The sequence below is a fragment of the Priestia sp. TGN 0903 genome, from assembly GCF_050846855.1.
Taxonomy (GTDB): Bacteria; Bacillota; Bacilli; order Bacillales; family Bacillaceae_H; genus Priestia; species Priestia zanthoxyli.
Genome location: NZ_JBOZGL010000019.1, coordinates 13273 through 29469 on the forward strand (window position 1 = coordinate 13273; position 16197 = coordinate 29469).

The window sequence follows — 16197 nt, forward strand, 5'->3', positions numbered from 1 at the left end:
CTAATTAGAAGGTGCTGTTTTCGTTTCTTATAAAAATATAAAAAAGAGGAGAGTTTTTATGAAGAACATTTTTATGAAATCAATGACCGTTCTTACATTATTAATGGTCGCATTATGTGGAGTAAATCAAGGGAAAACAGAAGCAGCAAGTAAACCATCCAATCAAGATCTAATCATCATTAACAAGTATTACAACAAGCTTGCGTATTTTCATAATGGTTATATTGAAATCGTTGATCCAGTAGCAACGGGTAAAACGTGGGATAAAACACCTGTTGGATTTTTTAAAGTCGTGAACAAAATTAAAAACCGTCCTTACTATACAGGACATATTCCTGGGGGCGATCCTCGCAATCCGTTAGGAAAACGTTGGTTAGGGTTAAATGCAAACGGTACGTATGGGGATACATACGGCATCCACGGCAATAACAATGAAAGTAGCATTGGGAAATATGTGAGTCAAGGTTGCGTGAGAATGCATAATGCAGACATCGAGAAGCTTTATGATAAAATCCAAGTAGGCACGCGGGTTGCTATTACGTATTCCTATAAGAGCTTTGTTGATTTAACAAAAGTATATGGATATCAATTCAAGGGCTACAAGTTAAAAAATAATTAAAAAGTATCCTTATGCCTTAAGTGCATAAGGATACTTTTTTTGTATTAATTAGGATTGTAATTTCTCTTTAAATCCAATAAGTAATACATACCATTGTTCTTTAATTCAATCTTTTGGTCTCTGGCTTCTAAATAAGTAGATGCACCAATCATACCAAGGCTCGCTAGGACACTCATATATGTTGGTAATCCCAAAAAGAAAGATCCCAAGAGAGGGACATAGGGCTTTGCAGTCCTTAACTCATTTAACAATTTGCTTAAAACTTTTATGTGAGAGCTTTTCATTTTTCTTTCTAATTCTATTAAAGGTACATGAATTTTATTATCGACTATACTAGATAGTGATTTTTCAAGGTTTTTATAATCTGCATTTTTTATAACTTCGCTTTCTGTTTCTTGCATCTCGCGTCTAAAAAACATAAGTTCATCTTTAAGTTTATAGCGTATCTCTAAAATATCCTCCATATGAAGCATTGAAACATTTGGAAGTGCTACCTTAATTGCTTCGAAAGCTAAAGAGGTATGAGGTAATTTTGTGTCTCTATTCAACAGCTTTTTTTGCTCAAGAAACTCTTGACTATTGAATAATCGCTTTACTCCATTATTGACCACTAAGCTTGATGTTATAATACTGGAATCAGATCCTAGTGCATCAAGTAGTGCTTTAAACAATGACTCATAATATATCTCTGTTATTGGTGTAAATGCATAAGTCTGGTCAAGTTCTTCCAACCAATCATAGTCCTCGAGATTAATATCTTTCCAGCCGGTAGAAAGTTCATTAATTTCCTCATTAGTGAACTCCCACCAAATTGGGTAATTAAATTCACCTCGATTTAGAAGCACGTCTAATATTGGATTCTGCTTTGTTCTAATAAATAGATGGTCCAGCACCTCATTTTTATCACTAATATCGATTTCAGGAGCGATGTCAACGTCAATATCAACATATTCAATTAGTCCTTCTTGTACCAATAAATGTAGATTATCGGTAAATTCCTTTCTCATCCATTGTTTTCGAAAAGTAGGGCGCGCTATTTCTATTTTGTCATAATATAACGCTGCAATTTTTATTTCGTCTATGTTTTCTAATCGGGCATTTGAAATAAATCTAGTCTTTAGCAAAGTTGTCTCTCCCTCAAAAATCAAATTAATTATGTAAATAAGTAACACAATATAGTTAGTTAAAAGAATTTCTTGCACATAGTTTGGGCATAATAAGATTATAATTAATAAGGTGGTTTTGTAAAAATCTCTTCTTCATTTTTGAGATGAATTATTTTAGGGTTATTGTTATACTAATTGTATAAATATTTTTATTCAGTAAAAAACAACCGAGGTATTGGAGTACCTCAGTTGTTTTATATGTGAAACTGTCAACTTAAAAAACGGTTGGCGGTGGTCATAATAGGGTTCACTTTTTGCTTTGGTCGGCGTGAGTGAACTCTATTTTATTTTTTTACAGTTACAACAAACGTAAGTACAGCAAACAAAAACATTCCACCTGTAAATAACATGTTTAATAAAGCGATAGTGTCCTGCATGCGGCATTACTCCTTTCGTTAAGAAGCTCAACCGCATTACGATTAAGTATGACAGTTTGACAATAAATTGATTGTAGAGATAGGAAACTCAAGATTATTTTACCATTAACTTAGTTATAACGGTTGTCACGAGCAAATACAAGTCCGCGCCTAGATGCTATTGTATATGGCTCACTTTATTAAAAATGTGAACTATGCTATCATCTCTCTTTTTATTTTATCAAACTTTCGATGATATGCTTCTAACATTTTCCACTAATCGGCATCTTCTGATACATCTATTGAATTCTTATACTACATTCTTAATACTTCTAAATCTCATCTAATCCCTTTGTGAATAGGCTTTACCCACTGCTGTAACAACTTGAAGAACACAAAACGTTTTTTTAAGATTTTGGTTGCTATTTCACTTAACTGTAACGTAAGACCTTCTAAAAGAGAACGCCCCCTTTGCTTTTTCTTTGATGAGGATGATTAAGCTTAGTGTAACAGCACCCCTATTTATTTCATCTGATTTGCTCACTCGCTAATGTGATATCTATATTTTACTAGATTATTCTCTTTGAGAAAAGAAAGCTACTAGTACGGCATGCTAGTAGCTTTCTAAGATTTAATACGTTCATATTGGTAAAATCAGCTGCAACATTAAATCATCCTGTAACGTTCGAATAACACATGGACGCATTGCACGAGTGAAGTTAATTTTAATATCCATTCCTTCTAGTGCTTCTAGTGCGTCTAACATGTACTTCAAATTTTTAATTTTTCTCCTGAGATTGACTAACTTTGGACCTCTTCAATTACTTTTCCGATTACAAGTGTATCGAAATGAAGTAGCATTCCTTTTTTTCATGAAGCGCTGTTTTTTTGTTTTAAAATTTTTAGGAAAATCTACCCACAACTAAGAAATTAAAGTAAAATCATAGTTAAAATATAACGTGTTATTTATTGTTGTTGTATTTGAGGGGGAGGTAATCAAGTGACTGAAATTAGAATTGAAGTATTTAAGGCTAATCGAGGGGATTGTATGCTTGTTTCATGTGAAGGAGAAACAACGACAAATATATTAATAGATCTTGGAGTGGAAGCTACTTATCAAGATTGTGTACAGAAGCGTTTGGAAGAACTTCATAGTAAGGGGGAGCACCTGGACTTGCTCGTTTTGACACATGTTGACGACGACCATATCGGTGGGGCTAAACCATTTTTAGAAGATAATAGACTTCGTGATTCATCAAATAAAATAAGCGTTAGAGACATATGGTTAAATAGTTATCGCCATCTTTTACACGAGCGCACATCAGAGGCTATTGACCAAAGAGCTAGAGACTCCATAAGCAGACAAATTGTCCTTCCGAATAATACTAAAGAAACAGAAATTACTGCGAAAGATGGTACAACTATCGCAGGGATGTTATATAAATATCATTATCCTTGGAATTGTGCTTTTAATGGCCAAGCAGTTATAGCAACGAATGAGCCAGTTATCATTAATCAGGAAGTTAAGATTACAGTTTTGACTCCTACTATTGAACAAATCACTGCATTAGAGGAAGTTTGGCTTGAAGAGTTAGAGGAGAAATTTCCTGAGATTAAGTTTAATGATGACGAGATTTTGGACGATGCAGTCTTCTACGCTTCTTATTATCTAGAGGATGAGTACATTGGTGATGATATGGAGACAATCTCAGGAGGATCTGTAGAGATTAATGAAGGGAGATTTTCTGAGGACACTTCAGTTATTAATGCATCGTCTATAACCTTTATCTTAGAGTTCCTTGATAAACGAATATTGTTCCTTGCTGACTCACCACCATCCACAGTGCTTAAACAATTACAAGCCCTATATCCAGAAATGAGTCCGGAACAACCGTTATATTTCGATGCAGTAAAAGTTTCCCATCATGGAAGTAAACGAAATACATGCAGTGAATTTATGAAGCATATTTCATCGGAAAGGTTTATTTTCTCGGCTTGTGGGAGATATGGACACCCGCATATGGAAACAGTTTCAAGGATACTACTCAATTCGCCATGTGCAACTGATAGAAAATTATATTTTAACTATGAGACACCTACCTCCAAAACTTTGCTTCGGGATGATTGGAGGGATAAATACAGATATTCATGTCATATTAGCCAAAAAATAATTTTTATACCAACAGATGATGCTAATAAAAAAGGAGAAAACGATGGACGATAAATTTAAAAAAGCTACAGCACGCATAACGTGCGGTGGTAAATTCGGTACAGCTTTTCTGATTGATTCCTCACATGCCATAACTGCTTATCATGTTGTTAAGCGAAGTGTTAAAGGTTGTCCAATAAATCTTGTGTTTCCACTCCTCGGTGAATCAGGTGATAGAAGTGCCCAATTACTAAATACAAGAGATAAATTTAATACAGGTATCGACTTTGCTATTCTTCAATTAGATGAGCCTATAGAAAACATAGAAACATTCCAGCTAACTGCAAAAGAATTAACATCTGAGCTAAGTTGGAGTGCATATGGCTTGCCTAGTACAAGGGAGATAACTGGTGGACAATCGTTTAAAGGTGATGTTTCCATGTCTGTGAAACAGCATATCTCTCAATATGATATTGATTTAGATTGTATAAAACCAGTTATTATTGATCCAAAATATGTTGTTTCCGGTGCATCCGGATCAGCTGTAATGGTAGATGATGAGGTAGTTGCAATACTTTCCCATAGAATGCCAGGAGGATCACTAGGTGCGGTTAGCATAAAGATCGCTCGAGATTTGCTAAACGAATATAATATACCTTTTAAAGACGACACCAAAAGTGAATTAGATAAAATACTAGAAATGTATTCTATAAAGATTAAGGATTACCTTAAGAATAATATGAACCTACCTTTTGAATCTAAATTAGATAATGATCTGATAAATAACTCCTATTTTAATGGTTTTTTTGATATGAGTACATGGAGGTCAACAATAATAAATCAGATCAGTATGATCTCAAAAGAGGCCAATAGTAATAGGATTGTAAGGGAGAAAGTTAAAGAATTACATGACATATGCCAATTTGATTTATCCTATGAAGAATTTAAGACCACTATGCGTGAAAAAAATGATTGGATTTTAAGAGAAATACCTGATGATGAAACCACAAAGGACATCAGACCATTGTTATCGGAGCTGAATAGTCTTTTAAATAAAAGGTACAACAAAGTCTTAATGCTTACTGGTGAATCTGGTTCAGGGAAAACCCATTTGCTAAAAACCATACTATCTTCCAATAAAATTCAAAAAGGATTAGGCAACTATTCTATTAGAATTCCGATAAACGTTAATGACATAGAAGAGAAAGGTTTTGAAGAGGAATTAATATCCAGATTAAATCATTTCTTAGCCACTAATTTTAGTGACATAACTGATATAAATGAATTTATTACCAATCATGAAAAAAAGGGCATTAAATTTAGAGTAATTTTTATCATTGATAATTTACACATTTTATTTAATTCAAATGCAAAAATATATAATGATATAAAAAAAACAATAAAGAGTTATACGAAAAATGATTGGATAAGCTGGTGTATTTCAATAAATGAACTAGATCAATATTTGATAATGGACAATAGTAATTTCTTGAAAGAATATTGTTTCTCAAATACTTCCGAAAATGACGCTCTTAATTTATTTGTTAATATGAGTTCAGTTAATAATAAAAATGGAGTATGTTACAAAATACTAAATAATCATGGTATTGGCGCAAATATTATTGATGAACTTCCTGATAATACAGATATAAATATTATTAATAACATTAAAATGTTAATGCAAAACCCGTTGATTTGCCACGTTTATGTAAAAACTGTTAGCAATCACGAAAAAGAATTTTATAATATCTGTTATTTTGATTTTATAAAAAGATACTCTCAAGTAAAAAAAACTGAAATGAAAGAACACTCTAAAAGAAACCTTTCATCTAACGAAAAAGATGCCGATATCGATGATGATATTAACAAGGTGGTAGATCTTTTAATTAAAAATAAGAAGTTAACGTATTTAAAAAAAGAAACAGATCAATTATTTCCTTCAAATGAATGTTATGAGGAATTGCTTTCAGTGCACCTTGTAAGTAAAAGATTTAGACAAATACAAGACCCATTGGGGGAGCGTACAACCGCACTCATTGATTTTGTTTTTCCGTTGTACTGGGGTTTTAAAATACTATTCTATTTTAGAATGGATGATAATTGGGCGGAGTTTTCATCATTAAGAAAATCATTTCCTGATTTAGAAAATGAGTTATTTACTTATGAATTACTTTACTTAGACATGGATATTGAAAATAATATTAAAATTTTAACTGAAGAGATTTTACACAGTTTAGAAAGTTATCATGGAAAAGAACTATTATTTTTCGTTGCAGTGAAGACAAGCGTTAAATGCAGAGGAATAATATTCAATGAATTATTAGAGCGTGAGAAACTCTTCTTAAATAAAAAAGAAACTTTCGGTTTATTGTACTTTCTGTTGCATATTAATGCTAGGGTTGATAAAAAGTGTGAAATTTTAGGAAGAAATTTAGATAGAATTTCTAAGTATGAATTAGGTGTTTACCTTGAGAGTTTATGCAAAAAAATGTTTAGTGAATTGAAAGATTTAGAAAAATTAAAAAGATGTATATCTGAGTTTATATGTTCAGGAAATACAGAGATTAGTAGCACAATAGGAGAAATTGCAGCAAAAAACTTTGCTCGACTTGTTGATGGGTTTCCTCTGGAGGATGTTATTGACATTCATCTTATAAACTTCTTATCTAACAATCTAGAAAAAATAAATGAAACTAAAAATAAACAGTCAGGTTTTACTTATATAGATTACTTTTTGCGCTTTTTATTCAGAATTCTAATTGAGAATAGTAATGACGATAGATTTTTATTACACAAAATCTTGTTAAACAAAAATCTTTATTACTTAGATGAAGAAGAAGGTGAAAAGTTCAAACCTATTGCACATATTTTAAGAAGTAACAGTGCTATTGCTTATGGGTCTTATTATAAACAACTGAGTCCTGATAAGAAAAAAATATTCAAGGGCTTATATATTAAGTGCATTGAAAACCTTTTAAAATCAGATCTAACTAGTGACAGAAAACTAGCGTTTCATTTTATATCGAATACTTTAAGGAATCCTGAGGATCAGAATTTATCTCTGGAAAATGAATTTATTCCATTATTGAATACAATTTATGAAGATGAACGGCTTAACGAATTTAATGAAGGACGAAAGTGTTTTTATGAAAGGAATATTAACACCAGTTCCGAATAATATTTTCGGCTAGATTCTATAAAAAGTAGCACATCAATAAATTTCTACATTTTTTTATGATGTTTTCTTTATCATCGGGTACGAATGTTGAAGGTTAAAAAGAAGTATTCATTAGAAGGTGATATGTAATGGGAAGAAGAAAAACTCATGAAGGATTTGTTGAAGAAGTATACAAAGCAGTTGGCGATGAATACACCGTTTTAGGTAAATATGTTAAGGCTAAAATATATATTAAAATGAGACATAATGTATGTGGCTATGAGTATGAAATATATCCAGATAGTTTTTCATCAGGCAGACGTTGTAGACGTTGTAGAGACGAGAAAGCAGGTAAAAGTAAGAGAAAAACAAATGAGCAATTCAGAAAAGAGGTAGATGATGCCGTTGGTAATGAATATGCCTTTTTAGATAGTTATGAAACTGCCCATAAACACTTGAGAGTAAGGCATAATATTTGTCAACATGAATACAAGGTCACTCCCCATAATTTCTTAGCAGCTAAAGGTGGTAAAAGATGTCCTAAATGTGCTGGGAACATAAAAAAAAACACAGATATATTTAAAAAGGAATTGTTTGAATTAGTAGGAGACACCTATGAAATTATTGGAGAATACAAAAATGCACAAACTCACATAACTATGAGACATAACGAATGTGGTCATGAATACAGCGTTACCCCTCATGTTTTTAAAGGAAAAGACAGTAGGTGTCCTAAATGCTTTAAAAACGAAAAGAAAACAAAAAAGCAGTTTATTGAAGAAGTTTATGCTATGGTTGGAAATGAATATTCAGTGCTAAGTGAGTATCAAAATTCACAAACAAAAATCAAAATGAAACATAATGAATGCAACCATGAATATTTAGTAACTCCATCCCACTTTTTATACACTAAGAGAAGATGTCCAAAATGTAATGAGTCAAAAGGTGAAAAAATAATTGGAGAATGGTTAACAAAAAATAATATTAAATATGAACCACAGTATATATTTGATGATTGTAAATATAAGAATAGATTAAGGTTTGACTTTGCCATATTTAAAGAAAGTGACTTAATTATGTTAGTTGAATACCAAGGAGAACAACACTATAGAGCTGTAAATTGGTTTGGTGGAGAGGTTGACTTTGAACTAAGAAAGAAAAGAGATAAGACTAAGGTTGAGTATTGTAAGCAAAATGATATCCCTCTCTTATGTATTTCATTTCGGGAATTAAATAATATAGAGGAAATACTGAAAGATAAACTCTCAATGCATTTTTGACCATCCTGAAATACTTTCCGGATAAGATCGTTAACTAGTACTCAATATACAATGCGTACTAGTTAACGTAATCAAGACTATCGGAAACCAAAAAAATAAACTCTAGTTTACTAAAGAAGGTTTATTTCCGTAGTGTTGTTAAGTAAATGCAAACGTATTTTATTAAAAGAAGTTATACCATTTACACACTTTGTAGAAAAACTGCGTATTTGTCGTCACTAACTGTAAATAGTAAAACCTTAATAATAAATGAAGTAATTTAATATTTACTTAACAAACAATAAAACGTAAACAAGGTTATTTTCTCTAAATATAGTGAATGACAACATTTTTTTGAAAAATATATGTATATGAATCTACAAATCTGGCCAAACTAATAACGTATTCCCCCTATTCCATTAAATTTGAAAATCCTTTGCCTAATGGGCAAGGGATTATTTTTTAAAGACTTACTTTTATTGGTTGTTAATCCAAATAAAAGGGAACTAAATATAATAATAGCACACAAAGGAGATATGTATTGGTGAAAAACTCCGGGTACTACACTGGATCTCTGTTCGTTAGGGAATTAGAACGTTTAAAAGAAGAATATATTCAATTAGATCTCGAGGATATGAAAGTAATGATGAAAGAAGACATTTTACTTTTAGAAAAAGCAATGGATATGTTGTGTAGGAATAAAGTGTATTAAATTGAGCATGCTACCCAAGACGCCGTGAGGCATCTACCACTAAAATCATTTTCGTATTTCCAACAAAACAACCTACTGTACAGGAGCAGTAGGTTGTTTTGTTTTATAGTCTTATATTATGTACACGTATTTGTTAACTTAAAACCCAGTCACTTTTCTGGATTTCTTATATCATCGGCTGGTTTTTTAATGCTTTTTTTATTCCTAAGACTGTTTACTACATAAACTAAATTGCATTCCTACTACATATGACTAGCAAAGGCTTAATCTCTGTAGTTACGGTTATTGATATAGGAATAATTACATTAATTTTTACCTGAAAATGAAAAAAGGTTGTGATTTTAAGGATTTCTTACTCTTTTAAAGATAAGGGAGGGAGAAATATGAGAGTAATGATTGATGCAGGTCACGGAGGTTACGATCCAGGAGCTACCTCAAATGGCTTAAAAGAAAAGGACTTAACATTAAAATTAGCTTTAGATGTGGCAGAGGATTTAGAAAGTTTGTATGGAATAGAGGTGTTGCTAACTCGTACAGAAGATGTCTTCATATCATTAGAGGACCGCGTTTTAAAGGCAAATACAGCTGAAGTTGATTATTTTGTTTCGCTGCATCACAATGCAGGTGGAGGAACAGGGTTTGAAAGCTATATTTACCCAGGTTATCAACAAACTCAAACAGGTGTTATGCAAGAAAGATTACATCAGTGGTTATCTACCTTTTACCAGCAGTATATGATTCGAGATCGGGGACGAAAACAAGCAGATTTCTATGTGTTGCGTCATACATTAATGCCAGCTATTTTATTAGAAAATTTATTTGTAGATACGCTTGATGATGCATCCTTTTTAAAAGATCCTGTTTTTTTAAGACAGCTCGCAACTGAAATTGCAAAAGGAATTTATCAGGCAGTAGCCTAACTGAACTAAAGGGAAGGTGTAAATTATGGACCCAACTACCATTCCTACATGGATCTATGCAGTAAGTAATTTTGGTTTTCCGGTAGTAATGACATTCTATTTGCTACTTCGCTTTGAAAAGAAACTCGAAAGGGTTAATCAGGTAATTATAGAATTAGCTAACGTCATTAAAAACAAGTAAACTAACAAAAAATAAATAAAATTGGTGAGCTTATGCACAAAAACAGAACGTTTGTTCTGTTTTTGTGCTATAATAGGAAAATAATTCTATTTAGAGCTTTTCACGACATGTAACAAAGGTTTATCAGCTGTTATATATTGTGAACGTTTTATATTTAATAAGGAGTGTTTACAAATGCAAGTTCCCTATAGTGGTCATAGTTTCCTCTACAAGAACATAATTCGAGAATATCAAGAAAAAAACCCCTCATTTTTTCAACATTACGCAGTCAAACTTTTTTTAGAAAAACCCTATTATTATCAACTCTTCGAGCAAGCTGTTTGTGAACCAACTCCTGATCATCAAAGAAAATTAAACCAGGCCTTTCAACGTTATTATTTCCAACTCAAATTTGTATCTTATGTATCTCAAACTCTTTATTACACGGCCATTAATTTTGATAAAAAAAATCGAAAGCATAAAGAACGAATGCCTTTAATCGTTGATGATGTTACAAATCATGAGATATCCTTACTCTCTTTTGATGCAACTATCCAAGATTCCAGTTTTATTTCCAAAGAAAATTTCGAATTCTACTTTAATGATGAGAAGCTTATCAAAGCTATTGACTCATTATCAGATAAGCAAAGAGAGCTTATTTTACTTTCTTATGTTCATAGTTACAACGATACTGAAATTGCTCGAAAACAACATAAAACACAACAGGCCGTGTCTAAAAATCGAAAGCGAACACTGACTAAATTACATGAAATGTACATAGAAATGGGGGAGGATTAAACACCATGATGATGAATGAACAGCTATTTTCTCTATTTATACGTGTACAAGAAGACCCAGAGGCAATAGAAGAAATTATTCAGTTATTTAAACCGAAAATGTACAAATTACTGACTCAAACTTCCATTCAAGAAAGGGATGATTTATTTCAAGAACTGTCACTGGCATTGTTATCGATTATTTGTTCCTATGATGCTAGTAAAATCCCGAACTTTTATGAGTTGAGGGACAAGATGAAATATATCTAATTTCTCTATTCTACTTTTTAAAATTTTTTTTAGAAAAGGTTGTGATTATAAAGGTAAAAACCCCTTTTAGTAATGAACAAATTAAAAGGAGGAATTCAAATGGCTGAATTATTACGTAAAGGTGACAAAGGAAGAAGTGTTAAAACATTACAACGCCAACTAATTCGAGAAAACAACAATGCGTTGGTAGTAGGTGAGGTAGATGGTGAATATGGATCTGAAACTGAAAATGCGGTCTTAACATTTCAAAAAAAGCATAGTGATTTAGGAAATACAGGAGTAGCTGATCTGCCAACACAAGCACGTTTAATTAAAGTAATTTTATTAAAAGAGGGTAGTAAAGGTCGCGGAGTAAAAATGCTACAAGAAGCTTTAATTCGTTTTACAATTAACATCCCTTCCGGTGCGGATGGAATCTACGGACCAGATACTACAAAGGCCGTTAAAACCTTTCAAACTCAAAATGGGATTTTGGCCGATGGTCAAGCTGGTGCTGTTACTTTAGATACACTAGACAAAGCTTTAAACGTCTACTACGTAGGGCCTGGAGCAACCGGAACTATTTACACAAGTGTTGTAAGAATGGTGCAATCTCAACTAATTCAATCAAAAATTGATCTTCCTTTATTTGGGGTAGATGGTGATTATGGTACAGAAACAACAAACGGTGTAAAGCAATTTCAAAAAAGAGAAGGGCTTCCAGTTGATGGAGTAGCAGGCCCTCGAACAATGAATTTGTTAGATATTGAAGCAGATCATGCATTTAGTAAGGATGAGTTGATCACCGAACTTGGTAAGAGAGGATTAGTCACAGAATCTTTAACAATTAGTACTCAAGAATCCTATATCCTAAAATTACAAGGAAACACCATCTTTAAAAACAACGTAAGTAGTACTAATAAATCGCTTAATGCTTATGCTCTAAAAATCAAGAATGATACTTCAAAAATCATTGCAATCTTTGGAGAATTAGTAGACAATCCTAAGCAATCAGTCTTTGCGACTTTTGATGAAAGTACTCAAAAACTAATTCGCCTTCTTGTTATTGATAGCCCTGGATTACTCTATACAGATAAAATTAAAGTGAAAACTGTTGAAGCTAATGGAACGAGTGTTCAAGGTGTTGAAACTATGTGGGTCGATATTGAAGATCAAAACCTTCAATTACAATTGGAACTTCGAAGAGCATTATTACAAAGTAATACAGGTAATATACAAGCATTCGCTATTGATTGGAGCAATGCACCTTGTAACTTAATTGCTGGTGGTGCTGGCGAATTGACAAGTATGGGAATTGCTGCTTTAGTTGGTGGGGTTCCAGGCGTAGTAGTTTATGGTGGGGGAGCCCTTCTAGGTTATGCCTATGGAGAGGTGTTTTGTTAGAAATTACTAAAATAGGGTAAACCTTCTGTAGAACGATTGGAGATTGAATCAATCTTTTTAACGAGGAGGAGATTAACGCTATGAAATTTTACAAACATGTTTTAATACCCCTAGGTATAGGTCTTTTAAGCTTTGTATGTTTTATAATTTACAGCAAAGTATCTGGAGATACAAACCTTCAGTTAAGTAATGCCTTGTTTATTTCAGTTGGTATATTCATTGGTGCAATTCCAGTATCTTTTTTTATAGAACATCAGAAAAATAAGGGGAATGGAAATTTTAATAGTTAATTTACCTTACTTCATGACGAAAATAATACTTTTAATAACATAATTTCAAATGAGTTTATTCTTTCAAGGGAAAAATACGTTAATCATTAATAAGAGCTTTACTAATAATAAATAAAACGAAAAACTCCTGACTATCTATGGAGTTTTTTCGTTTTATATTCTATAATACAGCTTCTCGACGCAAAAATAAGTAATTCATCGTTTTGGGGTACATTACTTTTTTCTTGTAAATCACTTTGTAACCAATATATACAATAAACATGGCTGTAAAGATAATTCCTATTTCCATAAACAATCCCACAGTTAACGCCCTGTATATAACGCTGTTAAAGTATATGTTCGTATCTGTCTTTCTAGTTAACATAAAACCTTTTATAGGTAGTAATAAAGTCTATATATTTTATATATAGACTTTATCAATTCATTCTTATAATGAAGCTGGAACCTTTTGTTTTTTTCGTAAGCGTAAAAAGCCAGAAGCTGTTAAAACGCCCAAAATAACTAAACACGTACCTATTACTTGAGGTAATGTAATAAGTGCACCGGTTAAAATAGAAAGGATCATAGTAACGATTGGAACTAAATTAAAAAATAAAGATGTATTACTTGCACCGATCGTAGCCATTCCTTTATTCCACCATAGATAGCCTAATACACTTGTAAATAGAGCCATAAAGAGAATAGCTCCCCAAGCTGACCATGTAACGTGAGACAAGGGCTGAGGGCTTGGTGAAAAAGCTGTTAAGATGACAAGGCAAAGAGAACCAACAATCATTGTATAAGTAGTTGTCTCCATTGAAGAACTACCATTCAAATGTTTTCTCCCTAATACACCATATAAGGCCCAACATAAGTTCCCTGCTAATATTAGTAAATCACCTTTAGAAATGGACAGTGTTTGAATAATTTCTAACGAACCTTGCGTAAGGACAAGAATAACGCCTACTAAGGCAAAAAATATACCCAGCATCTGTTGTTTTGTAATAGGATTTTTTAAAATAAAATAAGCAAAAAGTGCAGTTATTAGAGGGTTAGTTCCCATGATGAGAGCTCCGTTTAAAGGTGAAGTGTATTGCATTCCTAAAAAGAAAAAGGCATTGAAACCGAAAATTCCTATGATGCCAAGTAAGATGTACATTTTCCAATGGATCTTAAGAGTTTTTAACTTTATTTGTTTTTGCAATCCTAATATAAGTACCATAACAAGTGCAGCAATCCCAAATCGCCATGCGGCAGCACTTGCAGGCGAGAAATAGTGAACAGCATACTTAGCCAAATTGAACGTAGCACCTGTGAAGATAGCAAAACCTATTAACATAAGGTATATTCTACTTTTCATCTTTCAAATCTCCAATCATTATTTCATACGTCTCTAATTTCTCTTTTGTCACATTCATAACAGTTTCAATCTCTTGTTTTTGCTTTTCTAGAAGAAGTAAGTGTTTGTTTAAAATATCCGCCCTCATTTGAATCTTTTTTAATTGAATGGCCGCAGAATCAATATTTTCTAAGAGACATCCATCCTTTAAAAATTCCTGAATGTCCTCTAAAGACATCCCTGTTTGTTTTAACATTTTCATAAATTTTAGAAGGCGAATTTCACCTTCTGTATATCTTCTTTTTCCACCTTTTCTTAAAGGTGAAGACAATAATCCAATCTTTTCATAATAACGTAACGTATAAGCTGTAAACCCTGTTTTCGTAGCAACTTCAGATATACTATACATTTCCATTTCCTCCTTTCTTTACATGTTACAACTTAGAGCTAGCTCTAAGTCAACGATTAATTTGTAAACAATAAAAAAAGCCCAGATTTTTTCTGAGCCTCTTCTTATAATTAACATGATGTGCGATCTAGGAAGAGTGAACGATTCAAAATACTAATTTTTACTTGTGAGTCTTTTGAATATGTTAAAAAACGGTAATACACTTAATAAAAAGGTGTGATTTTTATCAAGCTTTTACGTATTACCATCATAGCTGCTGTTCTCTCTTTTATTGGTATTATATTTAGAATAATTTATGGTCAAATAATTGGAGATAAAGATATTCAAATAGAAAGTCTTATAGGACTTTTCATTGGTTTCTTTATTTCAATTTTCGTAATCTACTATTTCAGAGATTATCGTAAAACAAACAAGTAACTTTACAATATAAAGCTTAAAATGCTTTGCCTATGCTATTCATTTCTAGTCAACATAATCCATATTACCGGCACTTAACAGAACAAGCAGCTTAATTTAAGCTGCTTGTTTCAATTTTTATTATCATTTTTAAAAAGTTATCCAATATAAATTGACCACAGCAATAAGGCCAAAAGATATAAAGCCCGCAACTTTTACAGGATGAGTAATTTTGTATTCAATAAAGGGGTTAACTCTTCTTATCACCTCTGCAAAGAGTAGAGTACCTATGGATGCTAAAACTATCCCAAACAATAAAGCGTTATCCTTTAGCTTAACGAAATCAAAAATTAAATAAATAAGAAAGATCCAGAGGTAAGCTAAAAACACATTTAAAACAATGGACAATAAGAAATCTTTATTTTTCATAATTTACTCCCGTTACAATTTTTTCTACTTGCTACAATTTTATCATAGTAAACACCCTTTATATTTCTAAATAAGGAGTGAGAAATTAATGAATATGATATACAGAGGTAGTTAACATAATGGATGTTACCGGAAATAAAAAATCCTGAAAAGCTCTATTATGAGAACTTTTCAGGATCCTCTACATAAAAATCTACATAACCGCAACTTGAGCAAACATAAGGTACTAACTCACTATAACTGCTGTTGTTATTCAATACTCTGCTAGGCGTTTTGTTTATTCCCACTGTTCCAGGGGATGATTGAATACGTGCTTTGGTTAAAGTTGAATCACATTTAGAACAATTTTTGCTATACATATTTATCCTCCACTTAATTCCAATATATAGTCACTTTAACATTTTACATTGCTGTAAATAAAGGATTTT

At 32.2% G+C, this 16197-nt stretch carries 16 protein-coding genes and 1 pseudogene; 11 read left to right on the plus strand and 6 right to left on the minus strand.

The window, feature by feature from the left end; all coding sequences use genetic code 11:
• Positions 1–58 precede the first annotated feature (58 nt).
• Positions 59–619: a L,D-transpeptidase gene (locus ACRPLY_RS26145; RefSeq protein ID WP_370695832.1), complete on the plus strand. Its 561-nt coding sequence runs from the start codon at positions 59–61 to the stop codon at positions 617–619.
• A gap of 44 nt (positions 620–663) precedes the next feature.
• Here the strand turns inward: ACRPLY_RS26145 and ACRPLY_RS26150 are convergent, their stop codons facing one another.
• Both ACRPLY_RS26150 and ACRPLY_RS26155 read right to left on the minus strand, forming a co-directional pair.
• Positions 664–1743 (minus strand): hypothetical protein, encoded by a 1080-nt coding sequence (locus ACRPLY_RS26150; RefSeq protein ID WP_406866998.1) that lies wholly within the window; start codon positions 1741–1743, stop codon positions 664–666.
• Positions 1744–2781: 1038 nt separating this feature from the next.
• Positions 2782–2975 (minus strand): annotated as a pseudogene (locus ACRPLY_RS26155) (DNA polymerase III subunit beta); the annotation flags it as partial.
• 166 nt (positions 2976–3141) lie between these two features.
• Between ACRPLY_RS26155 and ACRPLY_RS26160 the strand changes: the two are divergent.
• The 10 genes from ACRPLY_RS26160 to ACRPLY_RS26205 all read left to right on the plus strand — a co-directional run bounded on the left by ACRPLY_RS26160 (position 3142) and on the right by ACRPLY_RS26205 (position 13217).
• On the plus strand, positions 3142–4365 hold the full coding sequence (locus ACRPLY_RS26160; protein WP_370695834.1) for an MBL fold metallo-hydrolase: 1224 nt from the start codon (positions 3142–3144) through the stop codon (positions 4363–4365).
• Positions 4355–7468 carry a trypsin-like serine protease gene (locus ACRPLY_RS26165; RefSeq protein WP_432232186.1) on the plus strand — a complete coding sequence of 1038 codons (3114 nt, stop codon included), beginning with the start codon at positions 4355–4357 and terminating at the stop codon, positions 7466–7468. Before ACRPLY_RS26160 ends, ACRPLY_RS26165 begins: the two co-directional genes overlap by 11 nt.
• Positions 7469–7596: 128 nt before the next feature.
• A complete protein-coding gene (locus ACRPLY_RS26170; RefSeq protein ID WP_370695836.1) occupies positions 7597–8727 on the plus strand; it encodes a hypothetical protein in 1131 nt (376 codons plus the stop codon).
• A gap of 523 nt (positions 8728–9250) precedes the next feature.
• Positions 9251–9418 (plus strand): hypothetical protein, encoded by a 168-nt coding sequence (locus ACRPLY_RS26175; RefSeq protein WP_186806757.1) that lies wholly within the window; start codon positions 9251–9253, stop codon positions 9416–9418.
• Positions 9419–9801: 383 nt separating this feature from the next.
• Positions 9802–10338, plus strand: a complete 537-nt coding sequence (locus tag ACRPLY_RS26180; protein WP_154974342.1) for an N-acetylmuramoyl-L-alanine amidase — start codon at positions 9802–9804, stop codon at positions 10336–10338.
• A gap of 25 nt (positions 10339–10363) precedes the next feature.
• Positions 10364–10519 (plus strand): YvrJ family protein, encoded by a 156-nt coding sequence (locus tag ACRPLY_RS26185; protein ID WP_154974341.1) that lies wholly within the window; start codon positions 10364–10366, stop codon positions 10517–10519.
• 174 nt (positions 10520–10693) lie between these two features.
• Positions 10694–11296 (plus strand): sigma-70 family RNA polymerase sigma factor, encoded by a 603-nt coding sequence (locus ACRPLY_RS26190; protein ID WP_154974339.1) that lies wholly within the window; start codon positions 10694–10696, stop codon positions 11294–11296.
• 5 nt (positions 11297–11301) lie between these two features.
• A complete protein-coding gene (locus ACRPLY_RS26195) occupies positions 11302–11544 on the plus strand; it encodes a helix-turn-helix domain-containing protein (RefSeq protein WP_154974337.1) in 243 nt (80 codons plus the stop codon).
• Positions 11545–11643: 99 nt separating this feature from the next.
• Entirely contained in the window at positions 11644–12927 is a 1284-nt protein-coding gene (locus ACRPLY_RS26200; protein ID WP_243557947.1) for a peptidoglycan-binding domain-containing protein, read from the plus strand.
• Positions 12928–13007: 80 nt separating this feature from the next.
• Positions 13008–13217, plus strand: coding sequence for a hypothetical protein (locus ACRPLY_RS26205; RefSeq protein WP_154974333.1), 210 nt, complete (start codon positions 13008–13010; stop codon positions 13215–13217).
• A 160-nt stretch (positions 13218–13377) separates the two neighbouring features.
• Here the strand turns inward: ACRPLY_RS26205 and ACRPLY_RS26210 are convergent, their stop codons facing one another.
• From ACRPLY_RS26210 to ACRPLY_RS26225, 4 genes are all read right to left on the minus strand, one after another.
• Positions 13378–13518: a hypothetical protein gene (locus ACRPLY_RS26210; protein WP_406867000.1), complete on the minus strand. Its 141-nt coding sequence runs from the start codon at positions 13516–13518 to the stop codon at positions 13378–13380.
• Positions 13519–13644: 126 nt separating this feature from the next.
• On the minus strand, positions 13645–14556 hold the full coding sequence (locus tag ACRPLY_RS26215; protein ID WP_370695837.1) for a DMT family transporter: 912 nt from the start codon (positions 14554–14556) through the stop codon (positions 13645–13647).
• Positions 14546–14944 (minus strand): MerR family transcriptional regulator, encoded by a 399-nt coding sequence (locus tag ACRPLY_RS26220; RefSeq protein WP_370695854.1) that lies wholly within the window; start codon positions 14942–14944, stop codon positions 14546–14548. The genes ACRPLY_RS26215 and ACRPLY_RS26220 overlap by 11 nt, the downstream gene beginning before the upstream one ends.
• A gap of 546 nt (positions 14945–15490) precedes the next feature.
• Positions 15491–15769, minus strand: a complete 279-nt coding sequence (locus ACRPLY_RS26225) for a hypothetical protein (RefSeq protein ID WP_047751959.1) — start codon at positions 15767–15769, stop codon at positions 15491–15493.
• Positions 15770–16197 lie beyond the last annotated feature (428 nt).

Excerpts from the sequence above, each read along its gene's own strand:
- ACRPLY_RS26195 (WP_154974337.1), top strand. The coding sequence starts at position 11,302 with ATGATGATGAATGAACAGCTATTTTCTCTATTTATACGTGTACAAGAA.
- ACRPLY_RS26180 (WP_154974342.1), top strand. The coding sequence starts at position 9,802 with ATGAGAGTAATGATTGATGCAGGTCACGGAGGTTACGATCCAGGAGCT.
- ACRPLY_RS26165 (WP_432232186.1), top strand. The coding sequence starts at position 4,355 with ATGGACGATAAATTTAAAAAAGCTACAGCACGCATAACGTGCGGTGGT.
- ACRPLY_RS26205 (WP_154974333.1), top strand. The coding sequence starts at position 13,008 with ATGAAATTTTACAAACATGTTTTAATACCCCTAGGTATAGGTCTTTTA.
- ACRPLY_RS26220 (WP_370695854.1), bottom strand. The coding sequence starts at position 14,944 with ATGTATAGTATATCTGAAGTTGCTACGAAAACAGGGTTTACAGCTTAT.
- ACRPLY_RS26145 (WP_370695832.1), top strand. The coding sequence starts at position 59 with ATGAAGAACATTTTTATGAAATCAATGACCGTTCTTACATTATTAATG.
- ACRPLY_RS26170 (WP_370695836.1), top strand. The coding sequence starts at position 7,597 with ATGGGAAGAAGAAAAACTCATGAAGGATTTGTTGAAGAAGTATACAAA.
- ACRPLY_RS26185 (WP_154974341.1), top strand. The coding sequence starts at position 10,364 with ATGGACCCAACTACCATTCCTACATGGATCTATGCAGTAAGTAATTTT.
- ACRPLY_RS26200 (WP_243557947.1), top strand. The coding sequence starts at position 11,644 with ATGGCTGAATTATTACGTAAAGGTGACAAAGGAAGAAGTGTTAAAACA.
- ACRPLY_RS26190 (WP_154974339.1), top strand. The coding sequence starts at position 10,694 with ATGCAAGTTCCCTATAGTGGTCATAGTTTCCTCTACAAGAACATAATT.
- ACRPLY_RS26215 (WP_370695837.1), bottom strand. The coding sequence starts at position 14,556 with ATGAAAAGTAGAATATACCTTATGTTAATAGGTTTTGCTATCTTCACA.
- ACRPLY_RS26225 (WP_047751959.1), bottom strand. The coding sequence starts at position 15,769 with ATGAAAAATAAAGATTTCTTATTGTCCATTGTTTTAAATGTGTTTTTA.